At 37.0% G+C, this 21,459-nt stretch carries 16 protein-coding genes, 4 tRNA genes and 1 rRNA gene (1 of these 21 cut by a window edge); 8 read left to right on the top strand and 13 right to left on the bottom strand.

The features are described from left to right. Window positions 1-815, bottom strand: a 16S ribosomal RNA gene (locus WC747_02145) (it extends 721 nt beyond the left edge of the window). 600 nt (window positions 816-1,415) lie between these two features. On the opposite strand from WC747_02145, the gene prfB reads away from it, so the two are divergent. Beyond that, window positions 1,416-2,504, top strand: coding sequence for a peptide chain release factor 2 (prfB, locus tag WC747_02140; GenBank protein MFA5998795.1), 1,089 nt, complete (start codon window positions 1,416-1,418; stop codon window positions 2,502-2,504). Window positions 2,505-2,613: 109 nt separating this feature from the next. Here the strand turns inward: prfB and WC747_02135 are convergent, their stop codons facing one another. Next, window positions 2,614-3,852, bottom strand: coding sequence for a hypothetical protein (locus tag WC747_02135; protein ID MFA5998794.1), 1,239 nt, complete (start codon window positions 3,850-3,852; stop codon window positions 2,614-2,616). 74 nt (window positions 3,853-3,926) lie between these two features. Next, window positions 3,927-5,462 (bottom strand): hypothetical protein, encoded by a 1,536-nt coding sequence (locus WC747_02130; protein MFA5998793.1) that lies wholly within the window; start codon window positions 5,460-5,462, stop codon window positions 3,927-3,929. Between the two features lie 137 nt (window positions 5,463-5,599). Here WC747_02130 and WC747_02125 point away from each other — a divergent pair, with 137 nt between their 5' ends. Beyond that, entirely contained in the window at window positions 5,600-6,562 is a 963-nt protein-coding gene (locus tag WC747_02125) for an alpha/beta hydrolase (GenBank protein MFA5998792.1), read from the top strand. Window positions 6,563-6,572: 10 nt separating this feature from the next. On the opposite strand, the gene WC747_02120 is transcribed toward WC747_02125, so the two are convergent. After that, complete coding sequence (locus WC747_02120) at window positions 6,573-6,917, bottom strand: histidine triad nucleotide-binding protein (protein MFA5998791.1); 345 nt, start codon at window positions 6,915-6,917, stop codon at window positions 6,573-6,575. 384 nt (window positions 6,918-7,301) lie between these two features. On the opposite strand from WC747_02120, the gene WC747_02115 reads away from it, so the two are divergent. Next, complete coding sequence (locus WC747_02115; GenBank protein ID MFA5998790.1) at window positions 7,302-7,754, top strand: NUDIX domain-containing protein; 453 nt, start codon at window positions 7,302-7,304, stop codon at window positions 7,752-7,754. 306 nt (window positions 7,755-8,060) lie between these two features. Here WC747_02115 and WC747_02110 read toward each other — a convergent pair whose 3' ends face one another. The 3 genes from WC747_02110 to WC747_02100 form a co-directional block, all read right to left on the bottom strand. Further along, window positions 8,061-9,527 (bottom strand): DUF4804 domain-containing protein, encoded by a 1,467-nt coding sequence (locus WC747_02110; protein ID MFA5998789.1) that lies wholly within the window; start codon window positions 9,525-9,527, stop codon window positions 8,061-8,063. Window positions 9,528-9,675: 148 nt separating this feature from the next. After that, window positions 9,676-9,752, bottom strand: a tRNA-Arg gene (locus WC747_02105). A gap of 186 nt (window positions 9,753-9,938) precedes the next feature. Then, window positions 9,939-10,029: transfer RNA gene (locus WC747_02100), tRNA-Ser, on the bottom strand. A gap of 143 nt (window positions 10,030-10,172) precedes the next feature. Between WC747_02100 and WC747_02095 the strand changes: the two genes are divergently transcribed. From WC747_02095 to WC747_02085, 3 genes are all read left to right on the top strand, one after another. Further along, window positions 10,173-10,460 carry a DUF167 domain-containing protein gene (locus WC747_02095; GenBank protein MFA5998788.1) on the top strand — a complete coding sequence of 96 codons (288 nt, stop codon included), beginning with the start codon at window positions 10,173-10,175 and terminating at the stop codon, window positions 10,458-10,460. Between the two features lie 79 nt (window positions 10,461-10,539). Next, a tRNA-Leu gene (locus WC747_02090) sits at window positions 10,540-10,626 on the top strand. 298 nt (window positions 10,627-10,924) lie between these two features. Continuing rightward, window positions 10,925-11,392, top strand: a complete 468-nt coding sequence (locus WC747_02085) for an ERF family protein (protein MFA5998787.1) — start codon at window positions 10,925-10,927, stop codon at window positions 11,390-11,392. A 39-nt stretch (window positions 11,393-11,431) separates the two neighbouring features. On the opposite strand, the gene WC747_02080 is transcribed toward WC747_02085, so the two are convergent. From WC747_02080 to WC747_02070, 3 genes are all read right to left on the bottom strand, one after another. Continuing rightward, complete coding sequence (locus WC747_02080; GenBank protein ID MFA5998786.1) at window positions 11,432-12,181, bottom strand: hypothetical protein; 750 nt, start codon at window positions 12,179-12,181, stop codon at window positions 11,432-11,434. A gap of 273 nt (window positions 12,182-12,454) precedes the next feature. Next, window positions 12,455-12,715, bottom strand: a complete 261-nt coding sequence (locus WC747_02075; protein ID MFA5998785.1) for a hypothetical protein — start codon at window positions 12,713-12,715, stop codon at window positions 12,455-12,457. 206 nt (window positions 12,716-12,921) lie between these two features. Continuing rightward, window positions 12,922-16,755, bottom strand: a complete 3,834-nt coding sequence (locus WC747_02070) for a hypothetical protein (protein ID MFA5998784.1) — start codon at window positions 16,753-16,755, stop codon at window positions 12,922-12,924. Window positions 16,756-17,072: 317 nt separating this feature from the next. Here WC747_02070 and WC747_02065 point away from each other — a divergent pair. Both WC747_02065 and WC747_02060 read left to right on the top strand, forming a co-directional pair. After that, window positions 17,073-17,162: transfer RNA gene (locus WC747_02065), tRNA-Ser, on the top strand. Between the two features lie 88 nt (window positions 17,163-17,250). Next, window positions 17,251-17,493 (top strand): GIY-YIG nuclease family protein, encoded by a 243-nt coding sequence (locus WC747_02060; protein MFA5998783.1) that lies wholly within the window; start codon window positions 17,251-17,253, stop codon window positions 17,491-17,493. 183 nt (window positions 17,494-17,676) lie between these two features. Here WC747_02060 and WC747_02055 read toward each other — a convergent pair whose 3' ends face one another. The 3 genes from WC747_02055 to WC747_02045 form a co-directional block, all read right to left on the bottom strand. Then, window positions 17,677-18,435, bottom strand: coding sequence for a Hint domain-containing protein (locus tag WC747_02055; protein MFA5998782.1), 759 nt, complete (start codon window positions 18,433-18,435; stop codon window positions 17,677-17,679). 173 nt (window positions 18,436-18,608) lie between these two features. After that, the gene (locus WC747_02050; GenBank protein MFA5998781.1) at window positions 18,609-20,222 is read right to left on the bottom strand and encodes a DEAD/DEAH box helicase; all 1,614 of its coding nucleotides are present in this window, start codon (window positions 20,220-20,222) and stop codon (window positions 18,609-18,611) included. Window positions 20,223-20,600: 378 nt separating this feature from the next. After that, window positions 20,601-21,227, bottom strand: a complete 627-nt coding sequence (locus WC747_02045; GenBank protein MFA5998780.1) for a carbonic anhydrase — start codon at window positions 21,225-21,227, stop codon at window positions 20,601-20,603. Between the last annotated feature and the right edge of the window lie 232 nt (window positions 21,228-21,459).

The following is a 21,459-nucleotide window of genomic DNA, read 5'->3' as shown; positions in this document are numbered from 1 at the left end:
ATGATCATCGTTTACAGCGTGGACTACCAGGGTATCTAATCCTGTTTGCTCCCCACGCTTTCGTGTCTCAACGTCAGAAATGGACCAAGAAGCTGCCTTCGCCATCGGTGTTCCTCTCGAGATCTACGCATTTTACCGCTACTCCGAGAATTCCGCTTCTCTCTTCCATCCTCAAGCAAAACAGTTTCGGTTACAGGTTCTTGGTTAAGCCAAGAGATTTTATAACTGACTTGTTTCGCCGTCTGCACACCCTTTACGCCCAGTGATTCCGAATAACGTTTGCACCCCTCGTATTACCGCGGCTGCTGGCACGAAGTTAGCCGGTGCTTTCTCTAGTGGTACCATCATCTCTCGCTGCTATTAACAGCAATACTTTTTTCCCACTTAACAGGAGTTTACAATCCGAAGACCGTCATCCTCCACGCGGCGTCGCTGCATCAGGCTTTCGCCCATTGTGCAATATTCCTCACTGCTGCCTCCCGTAGGAGTTTGGACCGTGTCTAAGTTCCAATGTGACCGTACACCCTCTCAGGCCGGTTATCCATCATAGTCTTGGTAGGCCTTTACCCCACCAACTAACTAATAGAACGCAAGCTCATCTTCTAGCGACAGCAAAGAGGCCATCTTTCTCTCTTACGAGACTTATGCAGCATTAACTTTAATTTCTCAAAGGTATTCTTCACTAGAAGGTAGATTCTCACGCGTTACTCACCCGTCCGCCGCTTTACTCATCCCGAAGGACTTTCACGCTCGACTTGCATGTGTTAGGCACGCCGCCAACGTTCATTCTGAGCCAGGATCAAGCTCTCCATCACAAAATTTAAATTGATAAAGGTTTTACTTTAGAATCTTACCTGCGTATCCTTAACGGATACGCTTGCATTTTTAATTTTCTTATGATATTTCAAAGATTTAAAACCAACCCCCTCGTGGAGGCTAAGCTTTAGTAAACTTCTTAATTTTTGACATCGATTTCGGCTTTTTACTGCCTCGTGATGTCTTGGATTTCAACTGATTACAAATAGAAGAATACCCCCAATCATCGGCAAAGTCAACAACATTTCTAACATTTTTAACATATTTTTAAAATATTTTATTTTTTCTCTTTTTTCTCTAAAAATTTAACCCGACGCCAATCCGACACGGCCTTGAAAAAGCCTTTACTGATAGGCTTTTTCAACCGATCGTGGCTTTTGGCCATCCAACCCGAACAAATACATATTTCTTAAAAATAACTGTATTTTTATCGTTTTTTTAAGGAAAGTAAGCGATTTTTTAAAAAAATGTTATAAATCTTTCACAAGATTTTATATAAAAACAACACGAAAAGTGCCTTTATGTATCAATCATTTTTTTGAAAGACAAAACCAAGTATACTGTCTCCATATTTAAATCACTTATAATGAAGAAGAACTATGGTAATAACCGACCTACTTAAAGAAAAGCTTAAAAACCTTAAACCTCATATTAAAGTCATTAAGGATTATTGGGCTTCCTCTAACCTTGAACAGCAATTAAATTCCCTTATAAAGGAAAGTGAGGAACCAGAGTTCTGGAAAAATCCAAAAGGCACCCAAGTCTTAAAAGATCTGCAAAAAATCAAAACCATTTCTATGCAATATCACAGCATTATGAAAAGCTACACAGAGCTTGGTGAACTTCTCGATCTTTTCCAAGACGATGAAGCTGAAACAGCTAAGCTTGAAATTGAAGTCAATAGACTCATTAAACAAACGCTCGCATTTAAAATAGATCTACTGCTAACCGAAGAATACGATCACTCTTCTTGCTTCCTTACTATTAACTCAGGAGCTGGCGGCACAGAGTCCCAAGATTGGGCAGACATGATACTTCGCATGTATCTTCGATTCTGCGAACAAAATAAACTACAGGCATCTATTCTTGAGTGTCAGGCAGGAGAAGAGGCAGGAGTCAAATCTGCCACGCTCTATATTAAAGGAAACAATGCATACGGACTTTTAAAAAGCGAACATGGAATTCACCGACTTGTCAGAATTTCACCCTTTGATGCAAACAAGCGCCGCCATACTTCATTTGCTTCAGTTACTATCACCCCAGAGCTGCCACCTTGCGAAAAAATAGAAATTGAACCAAAAGACCTGCGCATTGACACTTACCGAGCGAGTGGCGCTGGCGGTCAGCACGTGAATAAAACTGAATCAGCTGTCCGCATCACTCACTTGCCAACTAATATTGTTGTTCAATGCCAAATTGAACGCTCGCAAATTCAAAACCGTGAAACTGCAATGAAAATGCTTATGGCAAAATTACGCCAAAAGCAAAGACTCGAAGAAAAAGCAAAAACTGTTGTTGAAAAAAAGAAAGCAGAATGGGGCTCTCAAATTAGATCATATGTTCTTCATCCTTATAAAATGGTCAAAGACCACAGAACTGGAATAGAACACTTTCAGCCAGAGCTTGTACTTGATGGTGACCTTATAGGTTTTATTGAAAGTTATCTGGTAGCACAAGGCGCTGCATAATAATTACGCTGCATAAAAACAAATGGCCACACTGTAAACAAACAATGTGGCCATATTTATTACCATACTTATTAATGAATAAATAGCAGTTATTTTTTTATAGTCAAGCTTATTGATTCAATAAATTAATTAATTGAGCCTGAGACTGAATCAAATTGTGCTGTTCAGTTATTAAATTCGAAAGATAACCAGGAATATACGTAGTCGTATCTTTCTTATGTCTGTTCATTAACTTAGTAACCTTTTCATTTAAGATCGCGTTGTTAGATTGCAGTTGCTTAATAGTTGCATTTTTTTCCGCACTCGATTTTTTGCCTTTACCTGGTGGAGTTACTGCAGGATATTGCAATAAAAATAGCTGAGGAATTTTGCCAGAAGAAACTTTTAGCGGATACATTCCATCATTAAAGCCTGAGCCAAACAGCATCATACCATCAATACTTGCTCCTTTAGGAAGTGATATTGCACCAAAAGTGCTAACTGATCCTGCTGCAATTAAAGTTCCTGTTTTTTTGTACATTAAATATGTCAAATCTGAAAGAGCTGTTGAGCTTGATGTTGCCGTAAGTGGCTTGCTTAAAACTATATAAACACCATCAGTCAAACTTTCCAAACTACCTTCTTTTTTAAGAAGAAGAGCACTTCCATCTAAGCTACAAACAATCGTTGTGGAAAACGAAGTCGGCTTGGATGCTTGCGTTGAAATAAGCATAATCTGCAAATCATTTTCTAGCTGAGCTTTATGCAAGGGAACTCCAGCACTGATAAGACCTTTTCCTATGTTTTTGTGTACATAACTCGCCAACGCTGATTCTTGATGTGGTAAATTTCCTACAGACGTAACTGAATTCCATTCCGCTGGAGCATGGCAAATAAACAAACTCATATCATTTTCACTAAATGGTACCCAGCTTGCTTCAACAAAATTACCTTTACTGCTGCCAAGAGCAAAGTGCATTTTGCTTGGTTTATCCTTTAAACTATAGTTACCAATAACATCTTTCTCACTCAGCTGCTTTCCAGCCAAGTCACACACTGCATAATCAAGCTTCAAAGCATTATTCCCAGACTTTCCAGGCTGTACACTTAAATTTTTAATACGCGTCAAAAAACCACTGCCCAAATGCGTGCTCGGCAAAGGGATGTTTATAGCAGAAAAAGTAGAATTGTTATCATTAACAGCAACATTCAGTTGGCTATGCGTACTACTTGGATCTACTAAGAATGGAACAATACATGATGAATCTTCGACAATTTGTCGTATAGACTTAAAGGACGCGACTCCTAACGTTTTCTCTGCCGTAAGTACAAGTACCCATATCAATATAAACCTTAAACCTTTTTTCATCAGACTCTCCTTATTAAATAAAAACTTTTCTACTAAAACACTTAACACATTCAATAAATACAAATTTCTCCTTTTTATACAAATGCCAATATCATCATCCATAGGGCATGTGAAGCATAAACTCCAAACCAAAAGGGGTAATACTTTTCATCTTTTTTAATAAAGTAAGAAAAAGCACCAGCTAGCACTAACCAAAATGTTATCGAAGTCGACATAAGCATCGATCCAATAACCGTAAACGGCTCACTTACTACTCTTCGAAGAACTAGTCCAAACAAAACACCACATAGCACCACACGGTGACTATACTGCCCCACCTGAATCATCAAATCAAATCCTTGAGCAGACTGCGCCATTAAAGAAGTCGATCCTAATTGAAGAGTGTGAGCGTACCACCACATAATAAATCCTGAACAGATTACCGCCACCACAAATCCCAAGATTTGATATCTTACTATTTTGCTATACGCAATTTGTGATAAAGATGCCAATTTGCAAGAAAACATTAAATCAATAAGCAAGCCAATGCATATCATCGAAAATACAGCAACCGCTACCACACTTGTAGAGGCCACGGTATAGATATCAACAAGTGGTAAAACAATAAGCCAAACAAACAGTCCAAGCTCTATGACACCAACCACACCCACCATGTAGGCAGCGTTGTAACAAAGAAATAACAAAATTATAAAAACGTATATTTGAGAAAACCAAGAAACATTCCATGCATGCAAGAGCAATATGGAACAGATTATAGATGCAACAAAAAATATTCGTAAAAATCTACGCTTATATAATCGCATGAATACTGTAAAAAAATCTGAAGTCGCAAGTAAATGTCTACGTTGTTTAAACAGTAAAACAAGACGCGAAAGAAACAATGCTAAAAGTACTCCTGAGCAAAATCGAATGATGAATTCTTTGTCGGAATAACCAACAAAAAAATTATTTCTCAGTCCGTACAAAACTAATTTTCGAGACGTCATACCGACAAGTAAAGGAACGGTGCTAAGTCTTCCCGCTACAAACCCAATTGAGATAAGCATTGGAATCATATGCAGCTGCAATGCGTACGGATGCAACCACATACGTTGCGCAAGAAGAAAGATATTCCAAGCTGTTGATGCAACAATCCCCTGCGTCATCATCGCTTGACTCGATTTTTCTTTATCAATGTAAACAATGTTATGCACCAAGCGACTCATAGGAAACGGTAATTTATGCTCTATGATAAGATGATCTTTTATTAAATACGCTATTAAAAACGCGAGTATTCCAGCACTCAGAACAAACAACGAAATAGTTCCAGCAAAAATCATTGGTGATTTCATTGACTCTATAAATGCATGCTCATGTAAAAAATAAAACGATGGCCAAGTTAAGCCCAGACAGGTCCCAACCATTCCACCTATAGAACCAGCAGCAATCGTAATAATCACATGCTCTCTAAACCAGCTGCGTGACACCAACGGCATTGCGAGCACCATGCACACGACTACAAACACAGGCGCTACCCAGGGCCCAAGCTGCGTGCTCATGGCCAGATAACTCATGATGCACGTAGACAGACAAGAAAAGAAAACGGATAAAAAAATTAATAAGATTTGCACAACTCTCTCCCTTTAAAAAAAGTATTATTTCATCTGAGATCTTAGTCAATATTTTCAAAAGCAACAAAAATTTGTAAACAAAAAATCCAATGATAGCCTTTATAGAGCAGTCAACAATTTTAAAGTAGTAGGAAGCCATGAAGAAAACAGTTCTTATGTTCATTTTTTTATCAACCATTTCAACAATCCATTCAAACAATGAGTTGTCACAACTTTTCGACACATCAATATTAAAAGTACCTACTAAAGTGCAAGAAATTCTAACATCTCATGGATTTCAAAAAGTTTGTTTTACAACTCAAGATAATTTTAAAATTTGTGGCCTATTTATCGATCAAAGTAAAAAAATAAAAATCAAAGGAACTATCCTTTATTGCGCGGGATTTTACCCAGGAACAAAAGAAGGAATGGCATCTTTCTTCGCACTTCTAGCAGACAAGCCATACAATTTTTTATTTTTTGATGCACGCGGCCACCAAGAAAGCGACGGGAAACTTTTGTCATATCAAAACATTAAACAATACGGATCATCAGAATACCAAGACATAGTTGCTGCAATAGATTTTTTAAATACCTACAACACCAGTAATAACTTAACGCAAAGCATTGTCATTCATGGAATATGCTCTGGGGCTTTTCATTGTATGAAAGCGGTCGATCATCTTGCAAAAACAAACTGCACAAACTGTTACAACATCAAAGGAATTATTTTTGATAGCGGTTGGTTAAAATTGGTTGATATAGTTGAACCAACAATTTGCGCAGAAGTTAAACATAGATTTAAAAACACCTACTTTTCATGGTTGATCAGACCAACCTGCTGGATAACAAAGCAATTTTATCGCTTCACCCTTAAATCACACCATCAAACATTAGACGGAATCGAACAATGCATGACAAATGCTTCGTGTCCTATATTTTTTATCCATTGCTTGCATGATCCATATGTGCCGGCAATGCCAGTTCAAAAGATAGCCGATCAAATCAAACACCCGTATTCATGGTGGATTGAGCATGAAAGTCATGGAACATATCACCTCAAACAGCAACAAGAGTTCAAAAAAAGATTAGAAGAATTTTTAAATACGGTAATGGAGTGACAAATCTGATCTAAACTTCATATTTTTGAAACGAGCTGCCCGACAAAAAGTGCATATGAATATGAAACACACTTTGGCCAACAGAAGCGCCATTGTTTGAAATAAGTTTAAATTCTTGTGATCCGGCTAAACTTTGAGAAAGTTTTTGTGCCATGAGTAGCATTGAGCCCAAAAGAGCTTGATCCTGACTCGTGCATGATTGAATGTTTGCAATATGTTTTTTAGGGATTATAAGATAGTGGACAAGCGCTTTTGGCTGTATATCTTTGATAACGATTATATCGTCAGTTTCTTCAATTATTTTACTTGGAATTTGTCCTGAAATAATTTTGCAAAAAATGCAATCCTGATTCATAATCTCCCTTTTTTCATTTTTAGAATTATTAATATATATCGCCAACAAAGATACCGTACATACAATAAATAATACAACGCTAATCCGCATACTACAAACCCTTTTTTAAAGTCATTACACTTTCTTCTAAAAATAAATAACTGGTTGCCTGCCATTCATTTTTTCAATGTTAGCACAATTTACTTTAGTTTTAAGATTATCTCACACTTTGGTGAAAAAAACGAATGGTGCGCCCTGGTAAAAGCATTCAGGACCAGCAAAGTATTTTTATGAGACACTATTGATCAAACTTTTTAAATATTCAACTTTGTGCACCAAGTGTTACACTAGAAGAAATGCGCACAGTCTTACTTGATGTTAAAAACAAACTACAAGGAAAAATCAATGAACAACGATAAAAACAGAACGAAAACTCGCATAGCCGCTTATTTAATTGGACTCAAAGACAATAAAATATTACTTGGCAAACGTATCAATACTGATCATCTAAATGAACATTGGAGCTTGCCAGCAGGACATGTTTTTGAAGGCGAGTCAGCAAAAAATGCTATGATACGTGAAGCTTATGAAGAATGTGGCATACATTTACAGCCGAATGATCTTAAAGCAGTAGGAGCTTTTCATCATTTTTCAGATCCATACGATTACGCAAACTATATTTTTAAAGCTGATCTATCCAATCATTCGATTATCAATACGGAACCTGAAAAGTGTGCCCAATTAGAATTTTTTGATCTTAAGCAATTACCAAGTCCCATAGCGCCATATATTCAATATGTTATTGAAAAGTCAGCACTTACAACAGAACCATGGATTGATGAAATAAATTTTTTATAATATCTATTTTTTTTCTAGAGTAATTTTTTCATAGATTAAACAAAAAATAGTGCCTACCATCGTAAAAACTTTGGCTAGCACTATTTTTTCATTCATATTTTAAATTTATTTTTTTGATTAATACTTTGTAACAGGCAGGCTGCCATTCATTTTTCTCAGTGCTAGCACGGTTTTCTTTAACCTTAAATTATCTCACACTTCTGTGGAAAAAATGACAGGCCCTAGTCAAAGCGTTCAGAACAAGCAAAGTCAATATCGAAGTTAACTTAACAGTATGCAAACAATTTTTTTAACATTAAGCGTGAATTATAAAAGCAAACTATTTTTTGCGCAAACATGTATATTTATTTTTGGATTTTGAAGTTCAGCAATAGTGCTACAACATGCTGCAGCTGGATCTCCAGATGCAGTAAGTAAACCATTCCAATACTCATTTCCTGGATAAGAGTTACCATCCCATGCATATTGAGCAACCAAAAGTTTGCCAACATCTGCACCGCTCAAAATATCTGCAGGATTTCGGAGTGAAAAATGAATTTTAATATATGTATTATTTTTTATATTTTTCCAATACATACCTGATGGAAAATAACTGAAATTAATATCTGAAATTTGGGACAATTCATGAGCTCCCATAGTATCAATTAACTCAGAATATACATCAACTAATAATTGTGCCTGATTAGGTATAATATTCCAAACACCAAGTCCAAGCCCTGTTGCATGTACATATACTTTTTTGCCTGAATGAAGTCCACGTTTTTGAGCATCTCTTAAAAAAGGTTCAATAACCAATTGCATACGTTTTTTGTACATCACCGTATCAAAAAAGCATTTTTGACCTTGATGCATAAAAGAAATATATCGATTGGATATATCTTTTGCTGCTTGTTGATAGGTATCAAATTTGTGATTATAAAAACGTGCCCATATATCCAGCACATCTTTTTTCATCTGTAAATCAATATCTCTACCCGGAGTTACAACAATATGTTGCCATTCCATAAATCCTGGCTTTTCAAATCGAGCCCCCACAAGACCAACAAAAATACCTTGTTGTTCATAATCATTTTTTGTTGATTTAATACCTGAATTATTTCTATTTCCGTTATTAATAAAATATGTCGAAACAGAAACCCCAATGAGCGCTGCAATCTGCATTTCATCGTATGAAAGATAATCCTTAAGAATCAATGGCAATTTTTCTTGTGTAGTGCCTATTTTTTCAAATCCACCATGTCCATTCGTTCCATCTTTTAATAAATAGCTATCATGTGCATTCATAAACATTAATGGTCGTTTCGTTAAAAGACGATCAATAAATCCATGTACCGACATTGAACTATACAATTGTTTTTCAATGATACTGCCTTGTTGTTTTTTGTATTGTAAAAAATCCTGAATCAATTGAAAGACTTTTGTATGCATTATTGGATACGTATTTTTTGCTTGATTGACAATACTAGCTTGTATACTTGCATTGTTTTCAGCTATTATTTTAATGCGATTATCATGCGTTGGAAATCGTTTCACGAAGGCATCAGAGCGCTGTATAAGACTTTGAAAGTCTATATTTTTATTGCTTGATACTATATTTTTATCAGAAGAAAATGGTTTGAATATCGCAGATTTTAACTTTAAATATATTTCTGAAACATAGCATCGCAGAGACTGCAAATGCATAGATCGATCACAAACTGATTTTTCAATTGTTGCATTAAAAACAGATGTATTGGTTAACAACAATGCACATAAAAATAACGATTTTTTCATACTTTAATCCTTCAACGATTTAAGTTAGCCTTCGATTTTATTGTACATGATAAAAAATTAAATGAGCAATTTTGAATTTTAAGTAAGTTTTTGATTAATGCTTTGGGCATTCAGTAATGGGCGTCCCAGCTGAAGCCTTGGCGAAAGCTGGTGCGCCCGAGAGGAGTCGAACCTCTGACCTTCAGATTCGTAGTCTGACGTTCTATCCAGCTGAACTACGGGCGCATACTTTTATAGATTTCTAAGATAAAACCACAGATGGGTTTTAGTTGAGACTATGAAGTTTTAAAACACAGCCCGGCTTCGTTCTTCGAACTATGCCGAGGCAGTCTTCGCTATGCATATTTAATTAAAATAATGTTTTCTTCCTGTTTTCTGGCTGCGCCTAGGCGTAGCCCAACGGGCGAAGACTGGTGGAGAGAGAGGGATTCGAACCCTCGCGCCCTGTTTCCAGAGCTCTCACTTAGCAGGCGAGCACTTTTAACCACTCAGTCATCTCTCCAAACAAATTGCCTAAATATTTCAAAAGAGCAATACTTTTTAAGAATACCGATTTTCTCGACTTTTACAAGGGAAAGATCTTGTTTTACCTTGATCTATGGTAACCTTGGAAGTATGAACTATTCATACCAATGAAAGGATTTTGTGGCATTAATCATTGAAGTAAAAGTGGCTACTCAATCAGGAAAACATAGCATATGCTTAGATAAATCTGGCTCTCTAAAGTGCTTTGTGAAAGCTGCTCCCGAAGATGGAAAAGCAAATAAAGAGGTTATAGAGGTTATTTCAGATGCCATTGGTGTCACCAAAAGATCCATTGAAATCATTTCTGGTTTAATAAGCCGTAAAAAAAAATTAGCTATCCAAACGGATTTAACATACGAGCAATTTCTCATAAAAATTGGATGTGGCGTGCAGAAAAAAATGTTTTAGATCTACAGTAGTTTAATTAAATTTATTGACGATTAAGCGGTTTTCCCGTACACTTTTTATATCCATTTGATATTTATGTGCCAAGGTGGCGAAATTGGTAGACGCACGGGACTCAAAATCCCGCGATGGCGACATCGTGTCGGTTCAAGTCCGACCCTTGGCACCAGCTTTCGCTAAAGCTTCAGCTGGGAAGCCCATTGCTGAATGCTCAAAGCTTTAATCGAAGAAACAAATTTGAAGATTAAAAGCGAAAGCTGCCCGCCGTAGTAAATGAGCGATAGCAGCCTGCCCGCCAAAGCTGAAAGCGACGGCTGGGAAATACGAAGGCTGGGCGATAAAATCTCATTCACATCACAAATAAATACAAATATCTCAAAAACAATCTTTCAGTTTTATTTCATTACAAAAACACTTACATTCAAACGAACCCCATGTTTTCTTATAGGGTAGTTTAGGGAGAATAGATGAACAACTTCAACGATTTAATGTCAACAGAAATAGATCAGCTAGCTACCGCTCTTGCAAAAGCGCAAGGAGAAATGGCAGTAGCAGGAAAAAATCAAAAGAATCCTTTTTTCAAAAGTACCTACGCAGATTTTGAAGCAATCATTAACGCTTCTCGTCCAGCGCTCAGCAAATATGGTTTAAGCGTTGTACAACCGCCTTTTATATCTGAAAATTCTACTTCAACACCTGAGCTATCAAGCAGTCAAATCGGCAATTCATACTTGGTTACCATATTGATGCATTCATCAGGACAATGGATCAAGTCTATTGCTCGTCATAATCCACCCAAAAATGATATTCAAAGTCTTTCAAGTTACAACACATACTTAAAACGTATGTGCTACACTTCACTTATTGGAGTTGCAACAGGGGATGATGATGACGGAGAAGCTGCTGTCTCGCACACGCGGTCAAACAATTTCTAAATCTTTACTGCAATACATTAAACATAGATAACTTTATATTTAGTTATCCCGTTTCTTATTCTGTTCAGATCGTTCTGCAATTTTTTGCACGTTAACCAAAATATCTTCCAACACTTCTTTTGGAAAACTTCCATTATAAAAAAGCTCAAGTCGATTTTGGTGCAAATAGTTTTCTCTATCTAAATATTCTTTCATCTCTTCAGAACGACATCCACGTCGAGATATTATACGTTCTATCGCTTCCATCAAAGATTCTTTTTCAGCTTCTTCTTTGCGCACGTTTGGCATATTTTTTACCGCAGCTTCTGCCGCAGCTTCAGCTTCTTTTGCTTCAATAAATTTTTCATTTTCTACATATCTAAAAGCACGAATGTATAAATTTTTTGCTATTTTGCACGGCACTAACTGATACCGTCTTACCATTAACGCATGGTAGACTGACGCTTCCATCCCCAATATAGATTTAGCATCTTTTTCTACAGGAACAATTTCTTGCGGGCCTACATATTTAGCGACTAAATCTGCTTGTATTCTTCTAGATTTAACTTCTTGATCAACAGCACTAGAATCTAAATGATTTACTGCTATTAGCTTATTTACAGGCCCAGCAGCTGGAACTATATCTCCTGAAACGTCAGCATTACGTCCGCTGATAAAAGGTTGTGCTACTATTCTAGATGTAACAAGCGTAACCTTACTAGATTCTTCTTTACTTACTTTTGATCTTTCTTTCAACCAGGACAAGCCTTTTGGTGCAGGCTTTGGGACTTGTTGTGAAGAAGCGCTCATAAAGGAGCTCAGGCTCAACAAACTTAAACAAATACCTAGCGATTTATTTTTGGATACCAAGGCGATTAAAAATGACGACAAGCTGATATAGACCGAATGCGGCACTGATTTTTTCATGAAATCTCTGTTGGTTTAAAACTTTATAAATAAGAACTTGTTTTCAGTTTGTCATAATTGTGATTTTTTTGCAATATAAAAACCAATCAGACCTTGATTTTTACTGACTAGAAAAGCTTTTTTTGCATCAATCAACATTTTTCCATAACGCCCATTTTATATGTGCGATTCTTTTTTCGAAGCCTTTTCTTGAGCTCGCCGAGCTCTTTCTGTTTCTATTGCATGCTGATCTTTTTGCATTTCAGCTTTTTTCAACTTTTCAAAACTTTCTTCTTTTTTCAATTTTTCAAGATTTTCCTCTTCTTCAGCCACGCTACTTATCCTTGTTACTGAATTTATTGCAAAAGAAGCACTCACCAAAAAACTCATGCTCAATACACTCAAAACAGCTCGTAAAATATTTTTTTCACGCAACATACATTTCCTTACAATTCTTATGAAAAATAAAAATATCACAAAATATATCATACCTTCAGCATCTTTAGTGCAATTTTTTTAATAACATTAAAACAATCGAATTACCACAATAAAAAACCCCGTATTACTTATGCTTCGTAGCCTTGCAGCAGATGCAACACGGGGTTTTTTATTTAATTTTCAGTTAAAAAATACTTAATACATATTTAGTTTGCCTCAGCTGCTAATGCGACATTGATTTTTTCAATCTCTTTATCCACATAAGCAGTATAAAGTTTATTAACCTTGCTTTTAATTTTCATGTTTTTTTCAAGCGTATTTATTTGTGATACTAGTTTTAACGATGCTCCAATTTTCATAATTTCAAGATCTGCAAGTATTGCTTTATATTGCTCATCGCTCACTAATTTTTTTGATTCTGGCTTCGATGATTTAGATCCTTTTACAAATGGTTTTTTACTTTTTTCAGATGGTTTTTCAACTTTTGTAGGTATTATTTTTTCAATAGCTTTACCTTTTGTAGCTTGTTTTGTTACTACTTTTGCAGCAACTTTTTGCACAGCAATTGGATATTTCGAATCATAACGAATGCTATAGTAGCCATACCCCGTAAATGTTTGTCCCTGCGCCACGATATTAGTCGAAGTCGACAGTTTAGACTCAGTCATCGTAGATATATTTGTACCCGACAAATTATCACAAAGTTTTTTTCCACTTGTAAGATCATATGCTGCATAAAACATATTAACCGCAGATCCATCAGCACTGTCTTGGCTATTAAACGTAACACTCACCGAGATACCACTTACAATAGCTGCATTAATTGCTACAAGATCTTTAGACGATACTGAAACTGGAGTTAAAGGATTTCCTGATGTGTCCACTGGCGTTAATGAAATTGGCTCTACTTGTGATCCTTGTGAAATAGTAAATGCTTGTACCCCAGACGGTGATGTTGATTGTAATATAATAGGCTGCTTTGGCTGGTACGAGGCAGATGATACAGGAGATAGCATATTTAACGTTAAGCTGTCTGTTGTTTGATACACTACATTTAATTTAGTTAACACAGCTCTATGTGATATCGAAGTTTTACCATCACTTGCAACTAAATTTTTAAAAGTAAATTTACACAATGGTTTCAATGTTAACGCATCATAGGCAATAAATGATGCCGCCGAACCAAAAGTATCAACATTGCTACTTATGGAAACTGATTTCTGCTTACCAAGATGCTGGGCAATCAATGCAAATTCTTTAGGAAATTGTGCATCTACGTGTAAAGAAGAAGAGCTGCCATCACTAAACTCTAATTCTAATACCAACTCAGCAATAGTCTGATCCGATGACACATTAGCATACGTTGCTCCTGAGTAACTTGTTGAATCAAACCATATATAAGATGAAGGATTAGGAACAGATTTTTTCAAAGCAGCTTTATTTTTTATCAGATCAAATGTCATGGGTGGCAATGTCAAAGTATTCTTACTTCCTGCTGACGTATACTGCAACATAAACTGCTGTGTTTGAGCTACGCCAACGGATACAACTTTAGCAGGTAATACAACAGGCGACGACCAAGCTCTATCACCATCTGCATGTAAAAAATCAACAGTAATTGGTGATATGTTTTGAATAGCTGTATCAACAAAAACTTTTTGAACAGCCAGTACATTGTTTGCCTGGTCAGTAAAAGCCAACTGATAATTTCCTGGTGTTGGTTGTGACAATGTTGCAATCACACCTGCTTGCAGCGTTGCTGCTGGTAAAGAAAACAACATCGTATTGTTATACGGAACTCCATACCAATCCGCAAATGTTGTTGGTATTATAGGCTTAGGAGATCCGACAGTAACACCAAAATTAATGTAAGTGCCGCCTGTTTTATTTACCACAACTTCTCCCTGAGAAGCACCAGCATAAAGATTTAAGATTGGAATATCTTGATGGAAGTTAGAGCCAAGATCCCACACGTCAGATCCCATCAAAGCTAGATATTGCCCAATCGATTGTACATTAATAGTATCTTTACTAAGAATAAGCGATTGACCAGACTGTAACAGATTTGCAGCATCAATCACAACGCGCGCTGGTGGTTGCTGATGAATACCACTCGCATCAAATAAATCAAAAACTTCATACAAACAATTTAAAGTATCACCAAACGTAGAAATACCCATAAATTCTGTTAAAGCTGCAGCATATGACATTAACCATATGGTATAGTACGCTTGCAGTCCATCAACGCCTGCTTTCATTATAGAATCTGGCATTAAAAGTAATGGTACATAACTATAATAATTTAAAGCTGTCGACGTATTCTTTGTTGCATCTAACACACTTTGCCATAAGAATGTTTTCACAGATACTATTGAAGGATATAAAATCGAACTATTTGCAAGGCCTAAGTCCAACTGAGTACCGTTTAAACCATATCCTAACTGCTCTTTATTTATTTGTAATGTTACAAAGTAAGGCTGACCATTAAATTCTGCTAGATTAACTGCTTGCATACGATACATAGTATAATTTGATCCTGTTATAGCTCCCGATGTATCAAAATTTGTTATCAATAAATATTGAGCATTACTTGGCGCAGTATATGCGTTTTCCTGATTGTAAGCTAATGACCCTCCTTTAGATCCATACGCTGCATTAAGTTTAGCAGTAACAACACTTAACTGACCTGGCGTAACAACTTGTATAAATACGCTAGAATTAGCTACAGAGTCTTTAATTTCAATCGCATTACCAGACGCAGGTAAGTTTACAGATGTTGCCGATGTAGATGGTGACATTAAGGAAGCTGTATGCAGATAGTAATTACTTGCTCCAGTCGTCAAAGAACCAATCTGAGTAGATACAGTAGTTACAGGAGTAGTAGCCGATCCTGTAGATGAACCAGCAACAGAGGGAGCAATTTGATTAACTGTTAACGGGTCGCCAGTATTATTCTGTATCGCAACTATCACACCACTATCATATGCCGTTACAGAATTATCATTAATTTCTATTAAATTTTTTTCTGGATCTAAACCATATGAACACACAGATGCCAGTCGCGTTACTGTTTGATTAATATGAGTCTCTAAATATGATTGAATTGCTGATGAAACGTTTCTCAGAATAGGTTTTTTACTTAAAAATGTCTGCATTGATCCAAAGTGTGCAGTTGAAGGTTCAATCATACCTGCTGGCGCTGTTGCGTTAGTATAACCAGCAGAATTTCCTGCCATCACAGCAAGCATCGGCAACGTTGTTTTAGACCCACTTAATAAAGGACTTGCAAAAGATCCTGTTCCACCAGAAGCATTTGATGAACTTAAATCATCTGACCATGGCACATCGTTAACTACAGCTCCTAAAATATGTGCTATTCGCGCTCCAAAAAATTGCCCTGTCGGCAAAATAACTGGAGCATTAGCAGCTGTAGACCAATAAGCTAAAATATAATTTCCATCATCAGTATTTGAACACCAACCACAAGATGCATTAGCGTAATTATAATTTGTTGTAAGGCCTCCCAAATTTTGAAAGGCTGAAGTAGAATCACCTCCTGCAGGTGAATAACCTCCAATAGATGGTGTACCGATAGATTCTGTCATTGGAAAAATTATAGGAGGAATGCACGTATTACTATTATCAAATCCTTGTAACGATGAATTTCCAGTACGATAATCTGTCATCCAGCTTTTTTTTATAGTCGCAACATTGCTTACATATTGAGGTATAGTATTTGTAGGATCATTATGATGTAATGCTGCCCAACCTGCATATAAATACCCAAGAGCGTTATACAAATTATAAGTATTCTTGCCAAAGTCATTAATATCTTGCGCTCCAGCTGGAGCTATAACAGCTTTGTTATACACATTTAATCCTGGCGTCACGGTATATCGAACCAAATCCCCCATAGTGTAACCAGTCTGTAAAGGACCAAATAAATCTGTATAATACTGACAGTTAGATCCATAACCATGTAACTGAAGCCCTGACAAACTAAGGCCTAAAAACACATACAACTTAAAAAGACTCTTCATGAAGTTTCTCCCTTATCCATTTTTTATAAAAGTTTTATTTCAATCTATATAAAAAAAATTACCTTTCACAAGCTTTCCACCTTTTTCATCAAAAAATGAACGGCTTAATTATATAAAATTACACGTCCCTCTTGATTTCAGTCTAATTACGCGTACAATAGATATTATCTTGATTTATTCTTTGAATTTCTAATTTGTATGGAGATCCGCCTACAATAACATTACGTCGGACGGGGATGGCTGAAATGGTCGCCTGTCAGACATAGCGTAGCGACGGCTGAAAAGCGGTGATTCCTTCTTTGAATTTTTATATGTATGGAGAGATGGCTGAGTGGTCGAAAGCGGCGGTCTTGAAAACCGTTATCTCTTTACCGGGATCGTGGGTTCGAATCCCACTCTCTCCTCCACTTTTGTAGTGCAAAAGTGGAGGACAAGTCCTCACTTTAAATGACTTCTCTTTAACAACTGCCTTTGGCAGTAAATTTTTCAAACCCTATGTTTTACGTCTATATTCTTCAATCCATCAATTTTTCTGAGCAGACTTATGTTGGATACACCAACAATCTCAATAAACGATTAATTATTCATAATTCTGGATTATCTAATTACACTTCAATGTATATGCCATGGAAAATCATTACTTACACAGCTTTCACCGATCAACAAAAAGCAATTGAATTTGAAAGATATCTTAAAACAAGCTCTGGTAAAGTTCTGCTTAATCGAAGATTAATTTAATTACGACCCAAAGGGTCATAAAAGACCTTTAAAAAGTTCGACCTGTTATTCGTAGGCTTTGCGTAGAATAAATCCCACTCTCTCCTCCACTTTTGCAATGCAAAAGTGGAGGAGAAGTCCTCATTTTAAATGACTTCTCTTTTTACTTTGCGTCTTTGGCGCTTAATTTTTTTTAATCATTTCCTATCTGAGTACATGCCTACACAAATTTAAAAATTCATCCGAACTTAAACTTTGTAAAAATCTTGCAGGACCATTATCTTGACGCTCTTGCTCTTCAAAAATATCTACGCTTTTTTCGCCAAACAAAAACGTTCTTCGTACAGACTCAATCTTCCAATTTTGACCTTCACTTTTTCCTTCGCAACCAGCATGTTTCCCCAGTAACGCTAAACCAGCAATGCAAATATCACGCAACAGTTTTTCAAACGCAATTTTGCTCAGGCCCCATGCAATAGAAAGCCCGATAGCAAGCATGCCGTAGTTATGAACCACAATATCAAGCTCGCTCACGCAAAACGTATGAACATCTTTCATCTTAATATCAAAAACTTCTATCGATTCATGAACCTTACAGACAGACGTTACATATCGCACCTGACCGACTCCTGACAGAAGCGCCGTTCCCTGCTCAACATGCTTAGCTTTTATCCATTTGTGAGTTAGAGGTTGATAAAACTTTTGCCCAGTTACCGCAACAATAGAAACACCATCTATTTCAATGATCATGTATTTATGCCAAACGTACGATACTATTTGATCGATTTGAGCTACAGTCGCATTACCATCAGGCTTGATGGCGCAAACCCAATCATCAACTTTTAAATGTTCGACTTCACAGTAACCGGTCGGCACTCTGATCATTGTGCCTTTGGTAAATCCACCGAGCAACAGTACCGGACATGCCAAGAATGTGGCATAGAAAAACAGTTGAAACTTCATACCCTAATCCCCTAAAAAACAAATCTTCTTAAAACGACTGACTTAGACTTAGGGTACGAATTTTAATAGTTCATAACTATGAAAACAAAAAAAATGGGCCTTCTCGTAAAGAGAAAGCCCATTTTTATAAAACTATTTTCAAAAAACTTATTTCAAGAAAATTATTTCAAGTATTAAGCGTTGTGTCCGCCACTTTTGTTATCAGAATATGAACGTTTTGAGAAAGAAGTAGATGCATTGCTTCTACCTTTTCCTGAAAAACCGCCTGTAGTATCTCTGTTGAAACCGCTACCATATGTTGATCCTGAAGAGCGAGGTTTAAAGTTACGTTTAAAATCGCTTGATGAACCTTCTGATGATCTACCTTCTGATCTACGGCCTTCTGAGCGTCCACCGAATGAACGTTCACCGAACGAACGTTCTGATGGTTGACGATCTTCTGAGCGTGGGCTCTCTGAACGTCCGCCTTCAGATCTGCTTTCTGAACGACCTTCTGATGAACCTTCTGAGCGTCCACCAAATCTGCTGCCGCCGCTACGACCAAATGAACGACCTTCTGATGATCCGCCTTCAGAACGGCGACCTTCTGAGCGTCCACCAAATCTGCTGCTGCCGCCACGACCAAATGAACGACCTTCTGATGATGATCTTCCAGCGCCATAATTATCGTCTCTTGAACGATGATTTTGTTGCGGCTGATCACCAGTTTTCATAAAGCGTTCAATTGCACGCCACAATTTATCTTCTTTATTTGTAATAAAGTTGATCGCACAACCTTTAGCACCAGCACGAGCTGTACGGCCAATACGGTGAATGTAATCTTCTGGGCATTGTGGTAAATCGTGATTAATAACGTGTTGAATATGAGGAACGTCAAGTCCGCGAGCTGCAACGTCAGTTGCTACCAAGACACGGAATTTATTGTCACGGAATCCTTTGATAACAGAGTCACGTTTATTTTGACGTAAGTTACCATGGATAGCTTCAGCTTCGAAATTATCGCGATACAATCTATCAGCAATGTTTTTTGCATTTTGTTTTGTTTTCACAAAAATAACAACAGAACCTTCACGAGTATCAAGCTCTTTAATAAGCTGTTCATACTTTTCTGAATCCTGAATACGAATAGATTCTTGTTTGATAGATTCAACCGGCATCAAGCTTGATCCGATTTCAATACGTTCTGGGTTTGTTAAATATTTTGAAGCCATTTGCATAATGTTTTTAGGCATTGTTGCAGAGAACATCAATGTTTGAACTTTTGCTGGCAAATGTTCAACGATACTGTCGATTTGACGTCCAAATCCCATGTCAAGCATACGATCTGTTTCATCAAGTACTAAAAATGTTGTTTTTTCAAACGACACTGTTTGACGCTCTAAGTGATCATTGATACGACCAGGTGTACCGACAACGATACGTGGATTTCTTCTTAATTGACGATACTGATGAGGCATAGCTTCACCACCGATTAACAACGCTGTGTTAATAGTGCTTTTTTTGCCTAAAACTTGTTGTATAGCCGCTAAAACTTGCACTGCAAGTTCACGTGTTGGTGTCAACACAAGCGCGCCTTGGATTTCGTTGTTAAGAAGTTTTGATACTAAAGGAATAGCAAAAGCACCCGTTTTACCGGTTCCTGTTTGCGCTGATCCTAAAATATCTTTGCCTTCTAAGGCTAATGGAATTGCTTGTACTTGAATCGGCGTTGGAGTTACGAACCCCATTGCTGTAAGTGATTCAAGAAGCTGAGGCGATAAGCCTTTAAATTGTGTGAAATCTGTCATTTTTGATTCCCTATGATTAAGAGGATTATTATGTTTATCACAGCAATATCCCACTCAATAACACAGGCTGACAGCACGATTTGGAAAAAATCTGTCACCAACAAAGACACCCGATATCCTAACTGCTAAAACATCCGAGATGTCAGCATCGATTTGATTATTTGAATTTGGTTAGGTTTCCGAAACTTTATTGAAAAAGGCCATAAATTCTATGAATCTAGAAGGCCTAAGCGTTTTATTCAAGGGAATATAAACTATATAAATACAGGATACAGGACCCACAGATAATTGCAAGTGGAAGGGCCTATTAAAAAGGCTTTTTTAGACTTTTTAGTATATTTCGATCAGTTACGAAGTAAAGCAATGACGCCCCTAGATTTAAATAACCCGTTTTCCGCAGCATTCAACCATCAAATCGGTAAATTGAAGGCAGGTAAGGCACAAAGTTTCAAAGCGTCCCGTATGTAAAGAAAAGTACCAACCATGCACAGATACCTTTTTTGCTCGTACACGGCTAGCCACAATTTCATGCGACAATAAATTCTGGCAGGAAAGTAGAAGGTTGAGCTTTTCAAATTCGTCGGCATTGTCTTTATCGTATGGCTTATTTAAAGATTTTTTCAAATCTTCTTCTCGTTTAGAGTATTCAATCGGCACAGCGCCAAAACTATGCAACGTGTCGCATGCAAGCATCTGCACTCCAGCGCAATGCTGATGACCCATAACAATAACATCTTCCACTTCAAAGCCGCACAGAGCAACTTCAAGAGCAATCAGAATTGAGTTTGGTCCGTCACTGCGATGCGGCACCACGTTGGCTACGTTACGCTCAACAAAAATATCTCCAGGCTGTGCAGACACAATCAATGCTGGATCAACGCGTGAATCACAACAAGCAATAAACATTACGTTGGGATTTTGTTGTTTAAATAAATCTTGGTATGATGATTTTTTTTCAAAATAATGCTCAAAGAATTTGTAATATCCATCAACAATTTTTTTCATATAAATTCCCCCTACGATTAAAATTATTACTATTCCTTTTTCACCTACCCCTCGATACACCAGTCGTTTGCTACACAAACGCCAGGCACTCGGGGCGAACGACGAAAAAACTTATTATATCCAGCGTTCGTACAAATCAAACCTACAGATACTATCACCCACCCGCCGTTCGTCCCGAGTGTTTTGCGTAAGCAAAATGTATCGAGGAATAAAAAAAGCTTAAAACATTTTT

This window comes from Candidatus Babeliales bacterium, assembly GCA_041660205.1.
GTDB lineage: Bacteria > Babelota > Babeliae > Babelales > Chromulinivoraceae > JACPFN01.
Note: the sequence above shows the minus strand (reverse complement) of the source record. Positions and strands in the feature narration are given on the sequence as shown.